General features: G+C 66.2%; 14 protein-coding genes, 2 rRNA genes and 1 pseudogene (1 of these 17 running past the window's edge). 3 read left to right on the top strand and 14 right to left on the bottom strand.

Annotated elements, in window-relative coordinates:
• Positions 1–50: 50 nt before the first annotated feature.
• The 3 genes from gfa to JL100_RS34170 form a co-directional block, all read right to left on the bottom strand.
• Entirely contained in the window at positions 51–692 is a 642-nt protein-coding gene (gene gfa, locus JL100_RS34160) for an S-(hydroxymethyl)glutathione synthase (RefSeq protein ID WP_202685359.1), read from the bottom strand.
• Between the two features lie 228 nt (positions 693–920).
• Complete coding sequence (locus JL100_RS34165; protein WP_202685358.1) at positions 921–1,811, bottom strand: AEC family transporter; 891 nt, start codon at positions 1,809–1,811, stop codon at positions 921–923.
• A 43-nt stretch (positions 1,812–1,854) separates the two neighbouring features.
• A complete protein-coding gene (locus JL100_RS34170) occupies positions 1,855–2,286 on the bottom strand; it encodes a hypothetical protein (RefSeq protein WP_202685357.1) in 432 nt (143 codons plus the stop codon).
• A 299-nt stretch (positions 2,287–2,585) separates the two neighbouring features.
• On the opposite strand from JL100_RS34170, the gene JL100_RS34175 reads away from it, so the two are divergent.
• Entirely contained in the window at positions 2,586–3,482 is an 897-nt protein-coding gene (locus tag JL100_RS34175; protein WP_202685374.1) for an ROK family protein, read from the top strand.
• Here JL100_RS34175 and JL100_RS34180 read toward each other — a convergent pair.
• The 8 genes from JL100_RS34180 to JL100_RS34215 all read right to left on the bottom strand — a co-directional run bounded on the left by JL100_RS34180 (position 3,479) and on the right by JL100_RS34215 (position 11,544).
• Positions 3,479–4,162, bottom strand: coding sequence for an HAD family hydrolase (locus tag JL100_RS34180; protein ID WP_202685356.1), 684 nt, complete (start codon positions 4,160–4,162; stop codon positions 3,479–3,481). The two genes, JL100_RS34175 and JL100_RS34180, sit on opposite strands and share 4 nt — an antisense overlap.
• An 8-nt stretch (positions 4,163–4,170) precedes the next feature.
• A complete protein-coding gene (locus JL100_RS34185; RefSeq protein ID WP_202685355.1) occupies positions 4,171–5,205 on the bottom strand; it encodes an aldo/keto reductase in 1,035 nt (344 codons plus the stop codon).
• Between the two features lie 9 nt (positions 5,206–5,214).
• On the bottom strand, positions 5,215–5,988 hold the full coding sequence (locus tag JL100_RS34190) for an SDR family NAD(P)-dependent oxidoreductase (protein ID WP_202685354.1): 774 nt from the start codon (positions 5,986–5,988) through the stop codon (positions 5,215–5,217).
• 23 nt (positions 5,989–6,011) lie between these two features.
• Complete coding sequence (locus JL100_RS34195) at positions 6,012–7,142, bottom strand: ABC transporter ATP-binding protein (protein WP_202685353.1); 1,131 nt, start codon at positions 7,140–7,142, stop codon at positions 6,012–6,014.
• 27 nt (positions 7,143–7,169) lie between these two features.
• A complete protein-coding gene (locus JL100_RS34200; protein WP_228421706.1) occupies positions 7,170–7,991 on the bottom strand; it encodes a carbohydrate ABC transporter permease in 822 nt (273 codons plus the stop codon).
• Positions 7,992–8,003: 12 nt separating this feature from the next.
• Positions 8,004–8,918, bottom strand: coding sequence for a carbohydrate ABC transporter permease (locus JL100_RS34205; protein WP_202685352.1), 915 nt, complete (start codon positions 8,916–8,918; stop codon positions 8,004–8,006).
• Positions 8,919–9,005: 87 nt separating this feature from the next.
• Complete coding sequence (locus tag JL100_RS34210; protein WP_202685351.1) at positions 9,006–10,325, bottom strand: ABC transporter substrate-binding protein; 1,320 nt, start codon at positions 10,323–10,325, stop codon at positions 9,006–9,008.
• A 256-nt stretch (positions 10,326–10,581) separates the two neighbouring features.
• Positions 10,582–11,544 carry a sugar-binding transcriptional regulator gene (locus tag JL100_RS34215; RefSeq protein WP_202685350.1) on the bottom strand — a complete coding sequence of 321 codons (963 nt, stop codon included), beginning with the start codon at positions 11,542–11,544 and terminating at the stop codon, positions 10,582–10,584.
• 123 nt (positions 11,545–11,667) lie between these two features.
• Here JL100_RS34215 and JL100_RS34220 point away from each other — a divergent pair, with 123 nt between their 5' ends.
• Positions 11,668–12,240, top strand: coding sequence for a sugar O-acetyltransferase (locus tag JL100_RS34220; protein WP_228421707.1), 573 nt, complete (start codon positions 11,668–11,670; stop codon positions 12,238–12,240).
• A 4-nt stretch (positions 12,241–12,244) separates the two neighbouring features.
• On the opposite strand, the gene JL100_RS34225 is transcribed toward JL100_RS34220, so the two are convergent.
• The gene (locus JL100_RS34225) at positions 12,245–12,727 is read right to left on the bottom strand and encodes a hypothetical protein (protein ID WP_228421708.1); all 483 of its coding nucleotides are present in this window, start codon (positions 12,725–12,727) and stop codon (positions 12,245–12,247) included.
• A gap of 237 nt (positions 12,728–12,964) precedes the next feature.
• On the opposite strand from JL100_RS34225, the pseudogene JL100_RS34230 reads away from it, so the two are divergent.
• Positions 12,965–13,306 (top strand): annotated as a pseudogene (locus JL100_RS34230) (LysR substrate-binding domain-containing protein); the annotation flags it as partial.
• 77 nt (positions 13,307–13,383) lie between these two features.
• On the opposite strand, the gene rrf reads toward JL100_RS34230, so the two are convergent.
• Both rrf and JL100_RS34240 read right to left on the bottom strand, forming a co-directional pair.
• A 5S ribosomal RNA gene (gene rrf / locus JL100_RS34235) occupies positions 13,384–13,498 on the bottom strand.
• 146 nt (positions 13,499–13,644) lie between these two features.
• Positions 13,645–15,646, bottom strand: a 23S ribosomal RNA gene (locus tag JL100_RS34240) (it continues 741 nt past the right edge of the window).

Consider the following 15,646-nt stretch of genomic DNA (forward strand, 5'->3'; position numbering starts at 1 on the left):
CAGGAGGGCCGGGGCGGCTGGCGCGAGGTGCCGCCGTCCCGGCCGTGGCCTCAGGCCGCCAGGACGCCCTTGCTCTTGGCGGTGTGGGTCGCGATCAGGTCCATCAGCGGCGGCGACAGGCAGTCATAGGGCTCCAGCTTCAGTTCGCGGAGCCGGCCGCGGACACCCGCCATCTGTTCCGGCTTGGCACCGGCCTCGATGATGGAGGAGACGAAGGCCGCGAACTCCGGCGCGCTCCAGCCCTTCTGGTCGGACAGCTCCGTATGGATGAAGTCCAGGCCGTAGAAGGGATGGGCCGTGTTCTCGATCCTTCCATACATGTGGACGCCGCATTCCTTGCAGGCATGGCGCTGGATCGCGGCCGAGGAATCCACGACCTGAAGCTTGTCGGCGTTCGCCGTGACCTTCAGGTTGTCGCGCGGCACCACGGCCACCATGGAGAACAGGGCGCCGGCCGGCTTCCAGCACTTGGTGCAGCCGCAGACATGGTTGTGCGCCGAATTGCCCTTGATCTGGATCTCGACGGGGTTGCGCGCGCATTTGCAATGCAGCGTTCCACCGGCGAAATTGGGGGAACCGGCGACCACGCCGTTGTCGACGGAGGGGTGGATCTTCACCGAGCTGTAGCTGACGGTGTTAGTGGGAGCGCTGTTGCTTGCGGTGGTATTATTGTTGCTTTTTCGCCAAAACATATGTTTCCTCCCGTTCGTCTAGCCCGCAGTGTTTTCGGCCAGCGTTCATTTGCAGGGGAATCTCACCACTTCGGTGCATCCCGATAGTCCCGGAAGGCCGTCTACAACCTTCCGAACTTCATCTTGTCATAATCTATTGTCTCCCGCCATGAGCCGGATGCATTAGTCCAAATTACAGAGACATAGCGCACAGTATTGATTCAGGTCACCGTCAAGCGCTCCGGCTCCTCACAGGACGGCCAGCAGGAGGAGGGGCATCGCCAGGAACGCCAGGACGGTCGACCCCAGCACCATGGCCGCGACCTCCTCCGGCGAGTTGTTGTAGCGCACCGCCCAGAGATAGTTGAATACCGCCACCGGCATGGAGCTTTGCAGGACGACCACCCCCCGCGTCATGCCTTCGAGTTCCATCGCCCAGGACACGCCGAAGCCGGCCGCGGCGCCCAGCAGGATGCGCAACGCGGAGAGCAGCAGGGCGCGGGCGGTTCCGCCGAACCTCAGCCGGGCCAGCGCCACGCCCAGCGAGAACAGCATCAGCGGCACCGCGCAGTCGCCCAGCAGGCCGGTGGTGTTGGCGATCCATTTCGGGACCGCCGTCTCCGTCAGCTGCAGCGTCAACGCCAGGGCCACGCTGTAGAGCACCGGCGTCGTGGCCAACTGCTTCAGGTTGATCCGTCCGGAGGCCAGGGCCGGGCCGAGGGTGAACTGGCCGACCGCCATGGCGGCGAAGAACATTACGGCCAGGCTCAGCCCCTGCTCCCCGAACGCGAACAGGCAGATCGGCAGGCCCAGGTTGCCGCAGTTGGGGAAGCTGAGCGCCGGGACATAGACGCGCCAGGGGATGCGGGCCGCCAGCAGCATCGGCAGGGCGACCAGCCCGGGCAGGAGGATGCAGGCGACCGCCGCGACGGTCATGGTCCAGACCTGCTCCCCGCCCAGCGGCAGCCGGGTCAACGCCGAGAAGACCAGGCAAGGCGTCGAGACATTGATGGCGAAGGTCGTGATGAACGCGCTGTCGTAGGGCAGCTTGGCACGGGCCCACCCGAACCCGAGCGCCGCGACCACCAGCACGGGTGCTATGACGGCGACCATACCGGACAGGAGGGCTTGCAGGTCCATGATGCTCGAAGATTCTTTCGTGAAAGTCAGGTGCCGCCCGCCGTCACCAGCGCCGGTAGACGCCGTGGAACAGATCGCCCAGCGACCGCCTCATCTTGATGGTAAGGGCGAACTGCCGGCGATGCCACGGCCGGTCCGAGTCCAGGTGGCACCATTGGCACCAGGCCGCGAGGTTGGAGGGATGGTTGTTTTCCGGATTGCAGTCCCTGTGGCAGCAGGACAGGACGACCCGGCTCAGCTTGGACCCGGCGATCTCGACGATGTCCGGCCAGGGGCACTGGTGGCCGTTCCGGTCGCGCCAGGTATCGCCCACGGCGCAGTCCATCCAGCGGCCGTCGGGCAAGACCCGGATCCGTGCCAAGTGGCGCCGGCCGCACTTCTCGCAACGCCCGCCGGCGCGCTTGAAACGAACGGCCAGGGACAACTGGCGCCAGTCGATGGGATAGTAGAAGCGGTCTTCGGGGCGGATCGGCATGATTTCCGATGGACACGGTGGACCGATGTCATCGCCTCCGCCACGGCTGTTGTCAATCAGCCTATGCGACCAAGCTGTGCGGCGCGGTGCAGGCTGCAGCACCGGTCGCCAAGACGAACGGCTTACCGAGCATCAAAAGCGTGTCCGCAAGCGGAATCGCCCATATCCGGGCGTTCGAAGCCATGCGCCCCTTGTCGGAAGCGCGATCAAGCGGCGACCGCGGATGCGGCGCTGGCGCATGCTTGCGGCTTTCCTTATCGTTCCCGCCTGGAACTGCAACGATGTTGCCGGTGAAAGCGATGCGGATCGGAGTCGATGTCGGCGGTACGAAGATCGAGGCAGTCGCCCTCGATGCCGACGACGTTGCCGTGGTGCGCCTGCGGGTGCCGACGCCTCGCGGTGACTATCCCGCCACGGTCGAAGCGGTCGTCGGGATCGTCCGCGCGGTCGAGCGGGAGGCCGGGCGGCGGGGCAGCGTCGGGGTCGGCATGCCGGGATCAATCAGCCCAGCCACCGGCAGGATCAAAGGCAGCAACTCCGTCTGGATGACCGGCCAGCCGTTCCGCGACGACCTGGAGGCGGCGCTCGGCCGGCCGGTCCGCTGCGCCAACGACGCCAACTGCCTCGCGGCGTCGGAGTCCTTCGACGGTGCCGCGGCCGGGGCGGGTGTCGTGTTCGCCGCCGTGCTGGGGACCGGGTGCGGCGGCGGGTTCGCGTTCGGCGGCCAGGTCCACGAGGGCGGCAACAGGGCGGCCGGCGAGTGGGGGCATCTGGAACTGCCCCAGCGGCGGGGCGCCGAGCTGGGCCGGAAGCCGTGTTTCTGCGGGCGGACCGGCTGCATCGAGACCTTCCTGGCGGGGCCGGAGTTCGAGGCCGACTACCGCGACGCCTCGGGCGTCTTCCGGCCGGCCGCCGAGATCGCCGCGCGTGCCGATGCGGGCGACGGGATCGCCGACGCCGTACTGCGGACCTACGAGGACCGGCTGGCCCGGGCGCTGGGGCAGGTCGTCACCCTGATGGATCCCGACGTGATCGTGCTGGGCGGCGGCATCTCCAACATCGCCCGCCTCTACCGGACGGTGCCGGCCCTGCTCGCCCGGCACACCTTCGGCGGCGAGTGCCGGACGCCGGTGCTCCGGGCGGCGCACGGTGATTCAAGCGGCGTCCGGGGCGCCGCCCGGCTGTGGCCGGGTTAGCGCGACACCTCGCGGACAAGGCCGGGCAATTCCTCCATGCGGTCGAACACCAGCGCGGCGCCCGCCTGCTTCAGCCGCCAGGCATGACGCACGCGCCGGGCGGGGTCGCAGGAAATGTGGCTGCCGCCGGTGAAGCCCAGCACCTTCATCCCGGCCGCCTGACCCGCGCGCACGCCATGGATGCTGTCCTCGACCACGATGCAGCCTGCAGGCGCCGCCCCCAGCCGCTTGGCGGCAAGCAGGAACAGGTCGGGCGCCGGCTTGCCGTGGACGACCATGGTGGCGCTGAAGATCGCGGGTTCGAACAGCGGCAGCAGGCCGGTCAGGCGCAGCGAGTGTCGGATCCGCTCCGGGATGCTGCTGGAGGCGACGCAGAAGGGCCGGTCCAGGCGGGCCGCCGCCTCGGCGACGCCGGGGATCGCCGTCAGTTCAAGGTCGAAGGCCGCCAGGATTTCCCGGCGGAGGTCGTCCAGGGCCTCGGGCGCCAGCGGGCGGCCGAGGCTTTCCTCCACGGCCGCCACCATGGAGGCGGTGCTGGCGCCGAGAAAACGGTCGAACACGCCGTCCTCGTCGATCCGGTAGCCGAACCGGTTCAGCGCCGCCGCCGTGCAGCGGATGCTGATCGGTTCGCTGTCCACCAGCACGCCGTCGCAGTCGAAGATGACCAGGCCTCCTCCCATGGAGCACGTCATGGGATCGGGGCGTCGGACCGGATCAGGTCCGACTTCCGCAGGTCGCGCCAGAATTCCGGCGGGATCGCCTCGGTCATCAGGGCGACGTTGCGCTCCGCCTCCGCCCGGGACTTCGAGCCGGGGATGACCGTCGTCACCGCAGGGTGGAACAGCGGGAACTGGAGGGCCGCCGCAGGCAGGCTGACGCCATGGCGCCGGCAGACCTCCTCGATCGCAGCGACCCGCCGCTTCACCTCCGGCGGGGCCGGAAGGTAGTTGTAGCGGGCATTCTCGGTCGCCCCGGTCGCCAGAATGCCGGAGTTGAAGGGGGCGCCCAGGATGATCGAGACCTGCTCGGCCGCGCAGCGCGGCAGGAACCGGTCCAGCCCGCCCTGCTCCAGCAGGGTGTAGCGCCCGGCCAGGAGGAAGCAGTCGAACCGGCCGATATCCATCAGCCGCTCGCAGGCCTCCGCCTGGTTGACGCCGGCGCCGAAGGCGCGGATCACGCCCTCCTCCTTCAGGCGGCGGAGGGCCGGCAGGGCGCCGGTGCGGACATCCTCCAGCCGGGCCTCATAGGCGTCGCCGTGGGTCCACATGTCGGCGTCGTGGATCAGCACCATGTCGATCCGGTTCATGCCCAGGCGCTGGAGGCTGTCCTCGACCGAGCGGATCGTGCCCTCGTAGGTGTAGTCGAACACCGGCTGGAAAGGCAGCTCGCCGGTGAAGATGCCGCCCTGGGACGGATCAAGCCTCGGCGGCGGCACCTTGCCGTGGGGCTTCAGCAGCCGCCCGACCTTGGACGACAGCACGAACCCGTCGCGCGGGTAGCGCCGCAGGGCGGTGCCGATCCGGTGCTCGCTGAGGCCATGGCCGTAGAGCGGCGCCGTGTCGAACAGACGGACGCCGCTCTCGTAGGCCGCGGCCACGGTGTCCAGCGCGGCATCCTCCTCGACCGTGTCGTAGAGGTTGCCTAGGACGTTGCCGCCGAAGCCGAGGGGACTGACGGCGACATCCGTGGTGCCGATGCGGCGCAGCTCGTCGAGCCTGATCATGCCTCGCCCTCACCAGCAGGTGTAGCCGCCGTCAGCCAGCACGATGCTGCCGGTCATCAGGCTGGACGCGTCCGAGGCCAGGAACAGGACGACGGAGGCGATCTCGTCCGGCTGGCCGACCCGGCGCATGGGCGTGTTCTCCAGCCATACCGGGTACATGCGCTCGTCCTCCATGCCGAACTTGGTCAGCGAGGTCTCGATGTAGGTCGGCGCCACCGCGTTCACCCGGACGCCGCGCTCCCCCCACTCCGCCGCCAAGGACTTGGTCAGGTGGTGCACACCCGCCTTGGAGGCGTTGTAGTAGGACTGGGGCTGCGGCTTGTTGACGATGAAGCCGGACATGGAACCGACATTGACGATCGCTCCCGTGCCCTTCGCCAGCATATGGCGGCCGGCGGCCCGGCAGGACCAGAAGACGCCGTTGAGGTTGACGTCGATGACGTTCAGCCAGTGCTCGTCGGCGACCTCCTCCGCCGGCACGTCGCTGCGCGCGATGCCGGCGTTGCAGACCAGGATGTCGAGGCCGCCATGGGTCCGGGCGATGCCGTCTACGACGGAGGTCACCTGGGTCGGGTCGGTGACGTCGAGCACGACGGCCTCGGCCTCGTGGCCGGCCTTGACGAGCTGCTCGCGGCCGGAGAAGGCCAAGTCCTCCGAGATGTCGGCGATGACCACCTTGGCCCCGGCTTCCGCCAGCGCCTGGGAGCAGGCGAGGCCGATGTTGCGGCTTCCGCCGGTGACGAGGGCGGTCCGGCCGGAAAGGTCGTATTTTTGCAGATACATGGTCTTCGGTTCCTCGATGAGGGTCAGGCGGAGCGCCGGCCGGCGGGGCCGGGCTCGATCAGGTGGTGGCGGGCCATGTGCTCGACCGCCATGCCGTCGCGGCCGAACAGATGGCAGCCCCGCGGGTTGACGGTCAGCTTGACGTTGTCATGGATCGAGGCCGCCTCGTCGCCGTCGGCCTGGACGATCATGACCATGTCTCCGGGCACCTGGATATGCAGGAAGGTCAGGCCGCCCAGCCGCTCGGTCACCAGCACGGTGCCGGCGATCTCGCCGTCGGAGGTCAGGCGCAGATGCTCCGGCCGGATGCCGACCGTCACCTCGTCGCCGACGGCCGCGCGATCCGCCTTGACCGGCACGGACAGCGGGATGCCGTTCGCCAGCTCGACGGTGATGCCGGACTCGGCCCGGCCGATCACCCGGCCGGGCATCAGGTTCATCTTGGGCGACCCGATGAAGCCGGCGACGAACAGGTTGCGCGGGTGGTGGTAAAGCTCCAGCGGACTGCCGACCTGCTCGACCACGCCGCCTTGCAGCACCACGATCTTGTCGGCCATGGTCATGGCCTCGATCTGGTCGTGGGTCACGTAGATCATGGTCGCCGCCAGCTTCTCGTGCAGCTTGGCGAGCTCGATGCGCATCTGGACGCGGAGCGCCGCGTCAAGGTTGGACAAGGGCTCGTCGAACAGGAAGACCTTGGGCTGGCGGACGATGGCCCGGCCGATCGCGACGCGTTGGCGCTGGCCGCCGGACAGCTCCTTCGGCCGCCGCTCCAGCAGCGGGCCGAGATGGAGGACGTTGGCGGCCTCGGTCACCTTCCGCATGCGCTCCTCCTTGGAGACGCCGGCGAGGCGCAGGCTGAAGGCCATGTTGTCGGCCACCGTCATGTGGGGGTAGAGCGCGTAGGACTGGAACACCATCGCGAGGCCCCGGTCCGCCGGGCCGATGTCGTTGGCCCGGACGCCGTCGATCATCAGGTCGCCGTCGGTGATGCCCTCCAGCCCGGCGATCATGCGCAGCAGGGTGGACTTGCCGCAGCCGGACGGTCCGACGAAGACGACGAACTCGCGGTCGGCGACGTCCAGGTCCACTCCCTTGATGACTTCGACTTCGCCGTACTTCTTGCGGATGTTCCGCAGGGTCACGGTTGCCATGGAGTGTTTCCTCTTTGAAAACGTTTCTTACTTCACCGCGCCGAAGGTCAGGCCGCGAACGAGCTGGCGCTGGCTCATCCAGCCGAACACGAGGATGGGGGCGATCGCGAGCGTCGAGGCCGCCGACAGCTTGGCCCAGAACAGGCCTTCCGGGCTGGAGAAGCTGGCGATGAAGGCGGTCAGCGGGGCGGCGTTGTGGGCGCTGAGGTTGAGGCTCCAGAAAGCCTCGTTCCAGCACAGGATGATCGACAGCAGCGCGGTGGACGCGATGCCCGGCAGGGCGAGCGGCAGCAGCAGCAGCGTCACCTCCTGCTTGGCGCGGGCGCCGTCCATGCGGCCCGCCTCCAGGATCTCGTGCGGCACCTCCTTGAAGAAGGTGTAGAGCATCCAGATCACGATCGGCAGGTTCATCAGCGTGTAGACGATGATCAGGCCGGTCAGGGTGTCCAGCAGGCCGAAGTCGCGGAACAGCAGGTACATCGGGACCAGCACGCCGACCGGGGGCATCATCTTGGTGGACAGCATCCACAGCAGCGTGCCGCGGGTCCGCTTGGTCGGGAAGAAGGCCATGGCATAGGCCGCAGGCACCGCGATCAGGATCGCCAGCGCCGTTGCCACCAGGGAGACGATGATGCTGTTGAGCGCGAAGCTGAGATAGTCGGCGCGCTGGAACACCGCCTCGTAGTTCTCCAGCGTCGGCGAGAAGAACAGCGCCGGCGGGGTGGCGATGGCCTCGACCTCGGTCTTGAAGCCGGTCAGCAGCATCCAGAGGATCGGGAAGAACAGGACCAGTGCCGCGCCCCAGCCGAGGACGGTGACCAGGGCCTGCGAACGGAGGGAATGGTTCACGGCGGTTCCTCCTCAGGCTTCCAGGTTGCGGGCGATGGTCCGCACCACGAAGAAGGCCACGATGTTGGCCAGGACGATGGCGATCACGCCGCCGGCCGACGCGCCGCCCACGTCGTATTCCAGCAGGGCCCGGACATAGATCAGGAAGGCCAGGTTGGTGGTGGCGAGGCCGGGGCCGCCGGAGGTGGTCACGAAGATCTCGGCGAAGACCGTCAGCAGGAAGATCGTCTCGATCATCACCACGACCGAGATGGCGCGGCCCAGGTGGGGCAGGATGATGAAGAAGAACATCGAGAAGGGGCCGGCCCCGTCCATGCGCGCCGCCTCCTTCTGCTCGTTGTCGAGCGACTGGATGGCGGTCAGCAGGATCAGCAGGGCGAACGGGATCCATTGCCAGGACACGATCATGATGACGGCGGTCATGGGGAATTGGGCGAACCAGTCCACCGGCTCCAGCCCGACCGAGCGGGACAGGAACCCGAAGATGCCGTTGATCGGGTGCATCAGCAGGTTCTTCCAGATCAGCGCGCTGACCGTCGGCATCACGAAGAAGGGCGCTATGGCGAACAGGCGGGCGATGCCGCGGCCGGGGAACTCCTGGTCGAACAGGACGGCCAGCAGCGTGCCGGACACCACGGTGATCGCCAGCACCGAGCCGACCAGGACCAGCGTGTTCCACATCGCGGTCCACAGGCTGGGGTCTTCCAGCAGGTATTGGTAATTGCCGAAACCGGTGAATTCGACGACCGGATTCAGCAGGTTGTAGCGCATGACCGAGAAATAGAGGGTCATCGCCAGGGGCACGATCATCCAGACCAGCAGGATGAGCACCGACGGCGCGATGAAGGGCAGCGTCCTTACCTTCTGCCTGGATCCACGCGCCGGCGAGGCCGGCTTGACGTCCCCGGAAGCTGTGATGGCTGACATGGGGCGGTTTCCAGTGTGCTGGGACAGGGTTCCCCTGCCCGCGGCCGGCTCGATGGCCGCGGGAGGGAACGCGACGGTGACGAGCGCCTACTTCGCGTAGCCGGCTTGCCGGACCGCCCGCTGGGCGGCGGATTGGGCCGTCTTCAGCGCCTGGTCGAGCTTCATCTGGCCGGTCAGGGCCGCCGCCATGGTCTGGCCGGTCTGGGTGCCGATCGCCTGGAACTCGGGAATGCCGACGAACTGCACGCCGACATAGGGCTTGGGCTCCTGGGTCGTGTTGATCGGGTCGGTGGACTCGATCGCCTTCAGGACGAACCTGGCGAAGGGCGCCGCCTCGACATATTGCTTGGTCTCATAGGTCGAGGTGCGGGTGCCCGGCGGCACGGAGACCCAGCCTTCCGTCTCGCCGACCAGCTGGATGTATTCCTTGGACGTGGCCCAGGTGACGAACTTCTTCGCGGCTTCCTCCTTCTGGGAGGATTCCGGGACGGCAAGCGCCCAGGACCACAGCCAGTTGGAGCCCTTCGGCCAGGAGGCGACGGGGGCCTGGGCGAAACCGAGCTTGTCCGAGACCTTGGACGTCTGCGGATTGAACAGCATGCCGGCGGCGACCGTGGCGTCGATCCAGATGCCGCATTGCCCGTTGGAGAACATCGCCAGGTTCTCGTTGAAGCCGTTGCTGCTGGCGCCCGGCGGGCCGTAATTCTTCAGCAGGTCGATGTAGAAGCCTACCGCCTGGGTCCATTCCGGACTGTCGATCATGGGCTTCCAGTCCATGTCGAACCAGCGTCCGCCGAAGGTGTTCACCATGGTGCTGATCAGCGCCATGTTCTCGCCCCAGCCCGGCTTGCCGCGCAGGCAGATGCCGTAGACCTGGTTGGCCGGGTCGTGGATCTTGGCGGCGATCTCCTTGATCTGGTCGTAGGTCGGCTGCTCCGGCATGGTCATGCCGGCCTTCTCGACCAGGTCGGTCCGGAAATAGGTCATCGAGCTCTCGCCGTAGAACGGCAGGGCGTAGAGGGTATTCTCGTGGGACAGGCCCTCCCGCACCGGCTTCAGCACATCCTCGGTGTCGTAGCCGGCGGGCAGGTCGTCGAATTTCTTTAGCCAGCCCTGCTTCGCCCAGATCGGCACCTCGTAGGTTCCGATGGTCAGCACGTCGTACTGGCCGCCCTTGGTCGCGATGTCGGTGGTGACGCGCTGGCGCAGCACGTTCTCCTCCAGCACCACCCAATCCAGCTTGATGTCGGGATTCTGCTGCTCGAAGCGGCTGGACAGCTTCTGCATCACGATCATGTCGCCGTTGTTGACGGTCGCGATCGTCAGCCGGGTCTGCGCATGGACGGTGGTGGTTCCCGCAAGCATGGTCGCCGCGAGAAGCCCGAGAAACCGGGTCCTGCTGATCATCCTGTTCTCCTCCCTATGATCGCCCTGGCGCAACTGCCTGCCGGTAGCGGGTTTGAGCATTTGCCCGAGCGTTGAGCGAAGTTTTCATAACGAGATTTGGTCGTCAAGGGCCTTGGAAGGATTAATGCGTGCACAGCGGCGCAACATGGGATTTGTTGCTGCATTTGCGACAATCAGAGTCGGGGTTTGTGAGCAAATGTCCTGCTTTGGGCTCTTGCTCAGGTGAATCCTGCAGGTCTGCTTTTGTCGGCCTGGATCAGTCCAGGGCGAGGACCTGTGCCGCCGTCGTCTCGTCCGTGATCAGGCCATTGGCAAGGCGGCCGCGGAGGGCGGCCCGGATCGCGGGGACCTTGGCGGAACCCGCCCCCATGATGATGGTCGGGGCGGCGGCCGGAACCACCAGCGGCGGAGCGGTCAGGCGCTCGTTGAAGGTGGTCGTCAACAACTCGCCGTTCTGGTCGAACGCCCAGCCCAGCATTTCGCCCACGGCATGGGCGCTGACCAGGTCGGCCAACTCCCGGTCGGTGATGAAGCCGTCCACATGCAGGGGCGAGCCCCAGCCGATCTCGCCGATCCCCATGAAGGACGCCTTCACCTGACGAACCAGCGAACTGACCGTCTTGTACCAGCGCTGGGATTGCAGCAGCTTCCGCTCCTCGACATCGTCGGCAACCACCGGGGTCGGCAGGGGATAGCATTGCGCCCCGGTTTTGTCGCACAGCCTCATGGCGACGTCGTAGGGGCTGGCCCGCCCGTCGCGCGTCAGGTTGCCCACCAGGGAGACGATCTTGTGCTGCGGCCTTTCCATGGCGGAGACCTGCGCAATCGCCGCCCGCAGGGTGCGTCCGGTGCCGAGCGCCAGCACGGCGGGAGCCTTGCTCGACAGGTAGCTCTCGATCCGCTCGGCGGCGCTGATCGCGATCCCGGCAAGCGACGTTTCCTCGCGCCGTTCACCCGGCACGATGTCGCAGAACACCAGCTCGAAACGGTCGCGCAGGCGCTCGGCCATCTCGACACATTCGGTGATCGGGTAATCCATGCGGAACTTGATCAGCCCCTCGGCGGTGGCCAGCGCCACCAGCCGCTGGGCGTTCTGGCGCGACACGTTCAATTCGGCGGCGATCTCGTCCTGGGTGCGGCCGCGGATATAGTAGAGCCAGGCTGCCCGCGCGGCCAGATCCAGCTTTCGGTTGGTGCTGTTGCCGTCCCGTGCCGCCACCCTGCCAGTCCCTCCGCGTGCCGCCGTCTCTCGGGGCGGGAGTAGATCATAGACCTTGCCGGACGCGCATCCTTTTCCGCGCCCCGGACGTTCAACGGTCTGTCGCGTGGAAAGGAGCATGGCATGTCTGGCACCGACGGACGGAGCGAGAAGGAAAAGATGCTTGCGGGTGATCTTTACCGCGCGGTCGGCCCGGAGCTTGCGGCCGACAATCTGCGGGCGGACCGGCTGATGCGCGCCTACAATGCCACCGGTGCCGACGAGACCGAGCGGCGCAGCGCGATCCTGACCGACCTTCTCGGCCACAAGGGCGACGATGTCGTCGTGCGCCCGCCTTTCTACTGCGACTACGGCTACAATATCCGGCTCGGTCGCGGGACCTTCATCAATTTCGGGGCCGTGCTGCTCGACGTGGTCGGCATCGAGATCGGCGAGAACTGTCAGATCGGCACTTTCGTGCAGATCGTCACGGCCGACCATCCGCGCGATCCCGAACTGCGGCGGCAGGGCTACGAGAGCGGCGTGCCGATCAGGATCGGGCGGAACGTCTGGATCGGCAGCGGCGCCATCATCCTGCCGGGCGTCTCCATCGGCGACGATGCCGTCGTCGGCGCCGGCAGCGTGGTCACGCGGGACGTGCCGGCGGGAGCCACCGTCGTCGGCAATCCTGCCAAGCCCCCCGCCCGCAAGGTATGATGCCTCAGCGCTCGGAGGCTCCGCCACTCGGGAGGACGGAGAGCGCCGTCGCGACGAAACCGGCCAGCTTGATGCCCGCGACGGCCATGTGCCCGGTTTCCCACCGGTCGCGGATCGCTGTGAAGTCCTCCGGAACGGGGCCGGGCTGCCATGTCGCCAGGACGGCGTTGGCCGGTGCCACCCAGGCGAACCAGGTAGCGAGACCGGCGGCGAACAGGGCGGAGCCGGCGAGCGCGTAACGGAAGCTCGGGCGGTCGTGGCGGAGAGTATATGCCAGCACCGCCGTGACGAGGATCGCGCCGATATCCAACGGACCGCCGACGATGGCGAAAAGCTGGAACTGCCCGTTGAACACCGTCGCCTCGCGCCACAGTTCCGGCGGCCACCGCGTGAGCCGGGGCGGCGCCTCCAGGACATGGGCGAAGGAGGGACCCAGGCTGAGCGCGGTAATCACGAGGGCCGCAAGGCTCCAGCCGAAACGCGCCATGTCCGTCACCTCCCTCATTGCCGACCGGTTCCTCTCCGCATCAACAGCCCCGTGCGCGGCGTGATCGCGGAACCGGAGTCAGGATAAGCCCGCCGCCGGGAAACGGGGCGTGATGTGCTGGAGGCAGTTCCAGTCGAAGCCTTCCAGCGACACCAGCGCCAGGCACTCGACACGCGCGCGGTAGGTGCCGACACTGAGGGCTTCGGCGAGATCGGGGCAGTCGGCCGGGGCATGGTCCCGCCCGCGTCCGGGAGTGGCGGTGCGCGGCATGTCGCCATCAAGCCGCGGCTGGTCGTCAACGGGGTGGAGGCGGCCGTCGCCTCGGCGGTCGAAAGGCGTGGCGTGACGCGGGTGCTGTCATACCAGACGGCCGACGCGGTCCGGACCGGGAAGCTGGTAGCCCCGCTGTCCGGGGCCGAGCCCCCTCCCCTGCCCGTCCACCTGATCACACCGGAGGGCAGGCTGGTCGTTCCGAAGGTCCGAGCCTTCGTGGATTTTGCCGTGCCCCGGCTGAGGACCGAGTTCCTGCGGCTCGGCGTGCCGGACCGGATTCCAAACGACAAAGGGCGGGAAGCCTGAAGCTTCCCGCCCTTTGTCGTATGGATCGTATCGTATCGGATCTTATCGTGTTGCCCGGGACTGTCTGCGTCTGGCGGACCTGGCGGCGACCTACTCTCCCACGTCTTGAGACGCAGTACCATTGGCGCGGAGGGTTTTCACGGCCGAGTTCGGGATGGGATCGGGTGCGGGCCCCTCGCTATGACCACCAGGTCGGCCAGGCGCAGGGGCGCCCGGATATCGACGATGAGTTCTGTCGAGGATGAGTTCAAGTGACCTTGGACGGAAGTGATGCATTGTTTCTCGTGGACCGCCGCTTGCGGCCTTGCCGCTGCGCATGGCGTCCGGAGGGGGCTCGAGGGATCAAGCCGATCGAGCGATTAGTAAGGCTTAGCTTCACGCGTTGCCGCGCTTCCACACGCCTCCTATCGACGGGATGGTCTATCCCGGCTCTCGGGGAGTGCTTGTTTTGAGGGGGGTTTCCCGCTTAGATGCTTTCAGCGGTTATCCCGTCCGCACTTAGCTACCCGGCGATGCGGCTGGCGCCACAACCGGTACACCAGAGGTGCGTCCATCCCGGTCCTCTCGTACTAGGGACAGCGCCTCTCAGCACTCCGACACCCACGGCAGATAGGGACCGAACTGTCTCACGACGTTCTAAACCCAGCTCACGTACCACTTTAATCGGCGAACAGCCGAACCCTTGGGACCTGCTCCAGCCCCAGGATGTGATGAGCCGACATCGAGGTGCCAAACCTCCCCGTCGATGTGGACTCTTGGGGGAGATCAGCCTGTTATCCCCGGCGTACCTTTTATCCGTTGAGCGATGGCCCTTCCACGCGGGACCACCGGATCACTATGGCCGACTTTCGTCTCTGCTCGACTTGTCGGTCTCGCAGTCAGGCTGGCTTATGCCATTGCACTCGTCGAGCGATTTCCGACCGCTCTGAGCCAACCTTCGCGCGCCTCCGTTACTCTTTGGGAGGCGACCGCCCCAGTCAAACTCCCCGCCATGCAGGGTCCCGGCTCCCGGTTCAGGGAGCGCGGTTAGATGCCAGAGATCCCAAGGGTGGTATTTCAAGGATGGCTCCACCGGAGCTGGCGCCCTGGCTTCAAAGCCTCCCACCTATCCTACACATGGGAACCCTGGCACCACTGCAAAGCTGGAGTAAAGGTGCACGGGGTCTTTCCGTCTGACCGCGGGTACTCCGCATCTTCACGGAGAATTCAATTTCGCTGAGTTGGTGTTGGAGACAGCGGGGAAGTCGTTACGCCATTCGTGCAGGTCGGAACTTACCCGACAAGGAATTTCGCTACCTTAGGACCGTTATAGTTACGGCCGCCGTTTACCGGGGCTTCAGTTCGGAGCTTGCACCCCTCCCTTTAACCTTCCGGCACCGGGCAGGCGTCAGACCCTATACGTCGTCATGCGAGACTTCGCAGAGCCCTGTGTTTTTAGTAAACAGTCGCCACCCCCTGGTCTGTGCCCCCCGCCCCTGCTTGCGCAGGAACGGGGCCCTCTTCTCCCGAAGTTACGAGGGTAATTTGCCGAGTTCCTTCAACACCATTCTCTCAAGCGCCTGGGTATACTCTACCTGTCCACCTGTGTCGGTTTCGGGTACGGTCTTGTCGGCAGGGCTGTTTCCAGGAACCCCTCCAGCGCACGGCCAATCCGATAAGGCCGTACGCACTTCGGGATTCGTCACCTCTGCCAGGCCCTGGAATATTAACCAGGTTCCCATCGACTACGCCTTTCGGCCTCGCCTTAGGGGCCGGCTCACCCTGCGCGGATTAACCGTGCGCAGGAACCCTTGGACTTCCGGCGAGAGTGTTTCTCACACTCTTTGTCGCTACTCATGTCAGCATTCTCACTTGCCATACCTCCAGGCAACCTCACGGGTGCCCTTCATCGGCCTAGGCAACGCTCCGCTACCGCGCACTTGCGTGCACCCGCAGCTTCGGTGGGTGGCTTGAGCCCCGGTACATTTTCGGCGCAGGCCGGCTTGTCTAGACCAGTGAGCTATTACGCTTTCTTTAAAGGATGGCTGCTTCTAAGCCAACCTCCTGGTTGTCATGGCCTTCCCACATCCTTTCCCACTTAGCCACCACTTGGGGACCTTAGCTGGCGGTCTGGGCTGTTTCCCTCTTGACGATCGACCTTAGCACCGACCGTCTGTCTGCCGGACTGTGCTCCACGGTATTCGGAGTTTGGTTAGGTTTGGTAAGCGGTGAGGCCCCCTAGCCCATCCAGTGCTCTACCCCCGTGGGCAATCATCCGACGCGCTACCTAAATAGCTTTCGCGGAGAACCAGCTATTTCCTGATTTGATTGGCCTTTCACCCCTAGCCACAGGTCATCTCC

It is taken from the genome of Skermanella mucosa (assembly GCF_016765655.2).
GTDB lineage: Bacteria > Pseudomonadota > Alphaproteobacteria > Azospirillales > Azospirillaceae > Skermanella > Skermanella mucosa.

Coding starts and splice junctions, on each gene's coding strand:
- gfa (WP_202685359.1), bottom strand. CDS start 692: ATGTTTTGGCGAAAAAGCAACAATAATACCACCGCAAGCAACAGCGCT.
- JL100_RS34165 (WP_202685358.1), bottom strand. CDS start 1,811: ATGGACCTGCAAGCCCTCCTGTCCGGTATGGTCGCCGTCATAGCACCC.
- JL100_RS34170 (WP_202685357.1), bottom strand. CDS start 2,286: ATGCCGATCCGCCCCGAAGACCGCTTCTACTATCCCATCGACTGGCGC.
- JL100_RS34175 (WP_202685374.1), top strand. CDS start 2,586: ATGCGGATCGGAGTCGATGTCGGCGGTACGAAGATCGAGGCAGTCGCC.
- JL100_RS34180 (WP_202685356.1), bottom strand. CDS start 4,162: ATGGGAGGAGGCCTGGTCATCTTCGACTGCGACGGCGTGCTGGTGGAC.
- JL100_RS34185 (WP_202685355.1), bottom strand. CDS start 5,205: ATGATCAGGCTCGACGAGCTGCGCCGCATCGGCACCACGGATGTCGCC.
- JL100_RS34190 (WP_202685354.1), bottom strand. CDS start 5,988: ATGTATCTGCAAAAATACGACCTTTCCGGCCGGACCGCCCTCGTCACC.
- JL100_RS34195 (WP_202685353.1), bottom strand. CDS start 7,142: ATGGCAACCGTGACCCTGCGGAACATCCGCAAGAAGTACGGCGAAGTC.
- JL100_RS34205 (WP_202685352.1), bottom strand. CDS start 8,918: ATGTCAGCCATCACAGCTTCCGGGGACGTCAAGCCGGCCTCGCCGGCG.
- JL100_RS34210 (WP_202685351.1), bottom strand. CDS start 10,325: ATGATCAGCAGGACCCGGTTTCTCGGGCTTCTCGCGGCGACCATGCTT.
- JL100_RS34220 (WP_228421707.1), top strand. CDS start 11,668: ATGTCTGGCACCGACGGACGGAGCGAGAAGGAAAAGATGCTTGCGGGT.
- JL100_RS34225 (WP_228421708.1), bottom strand. CDS start 12,727: ATGGCGCGTTTCGGCTGGAGCCTTGCGGCCCTCGTGATTACCGCGCTC.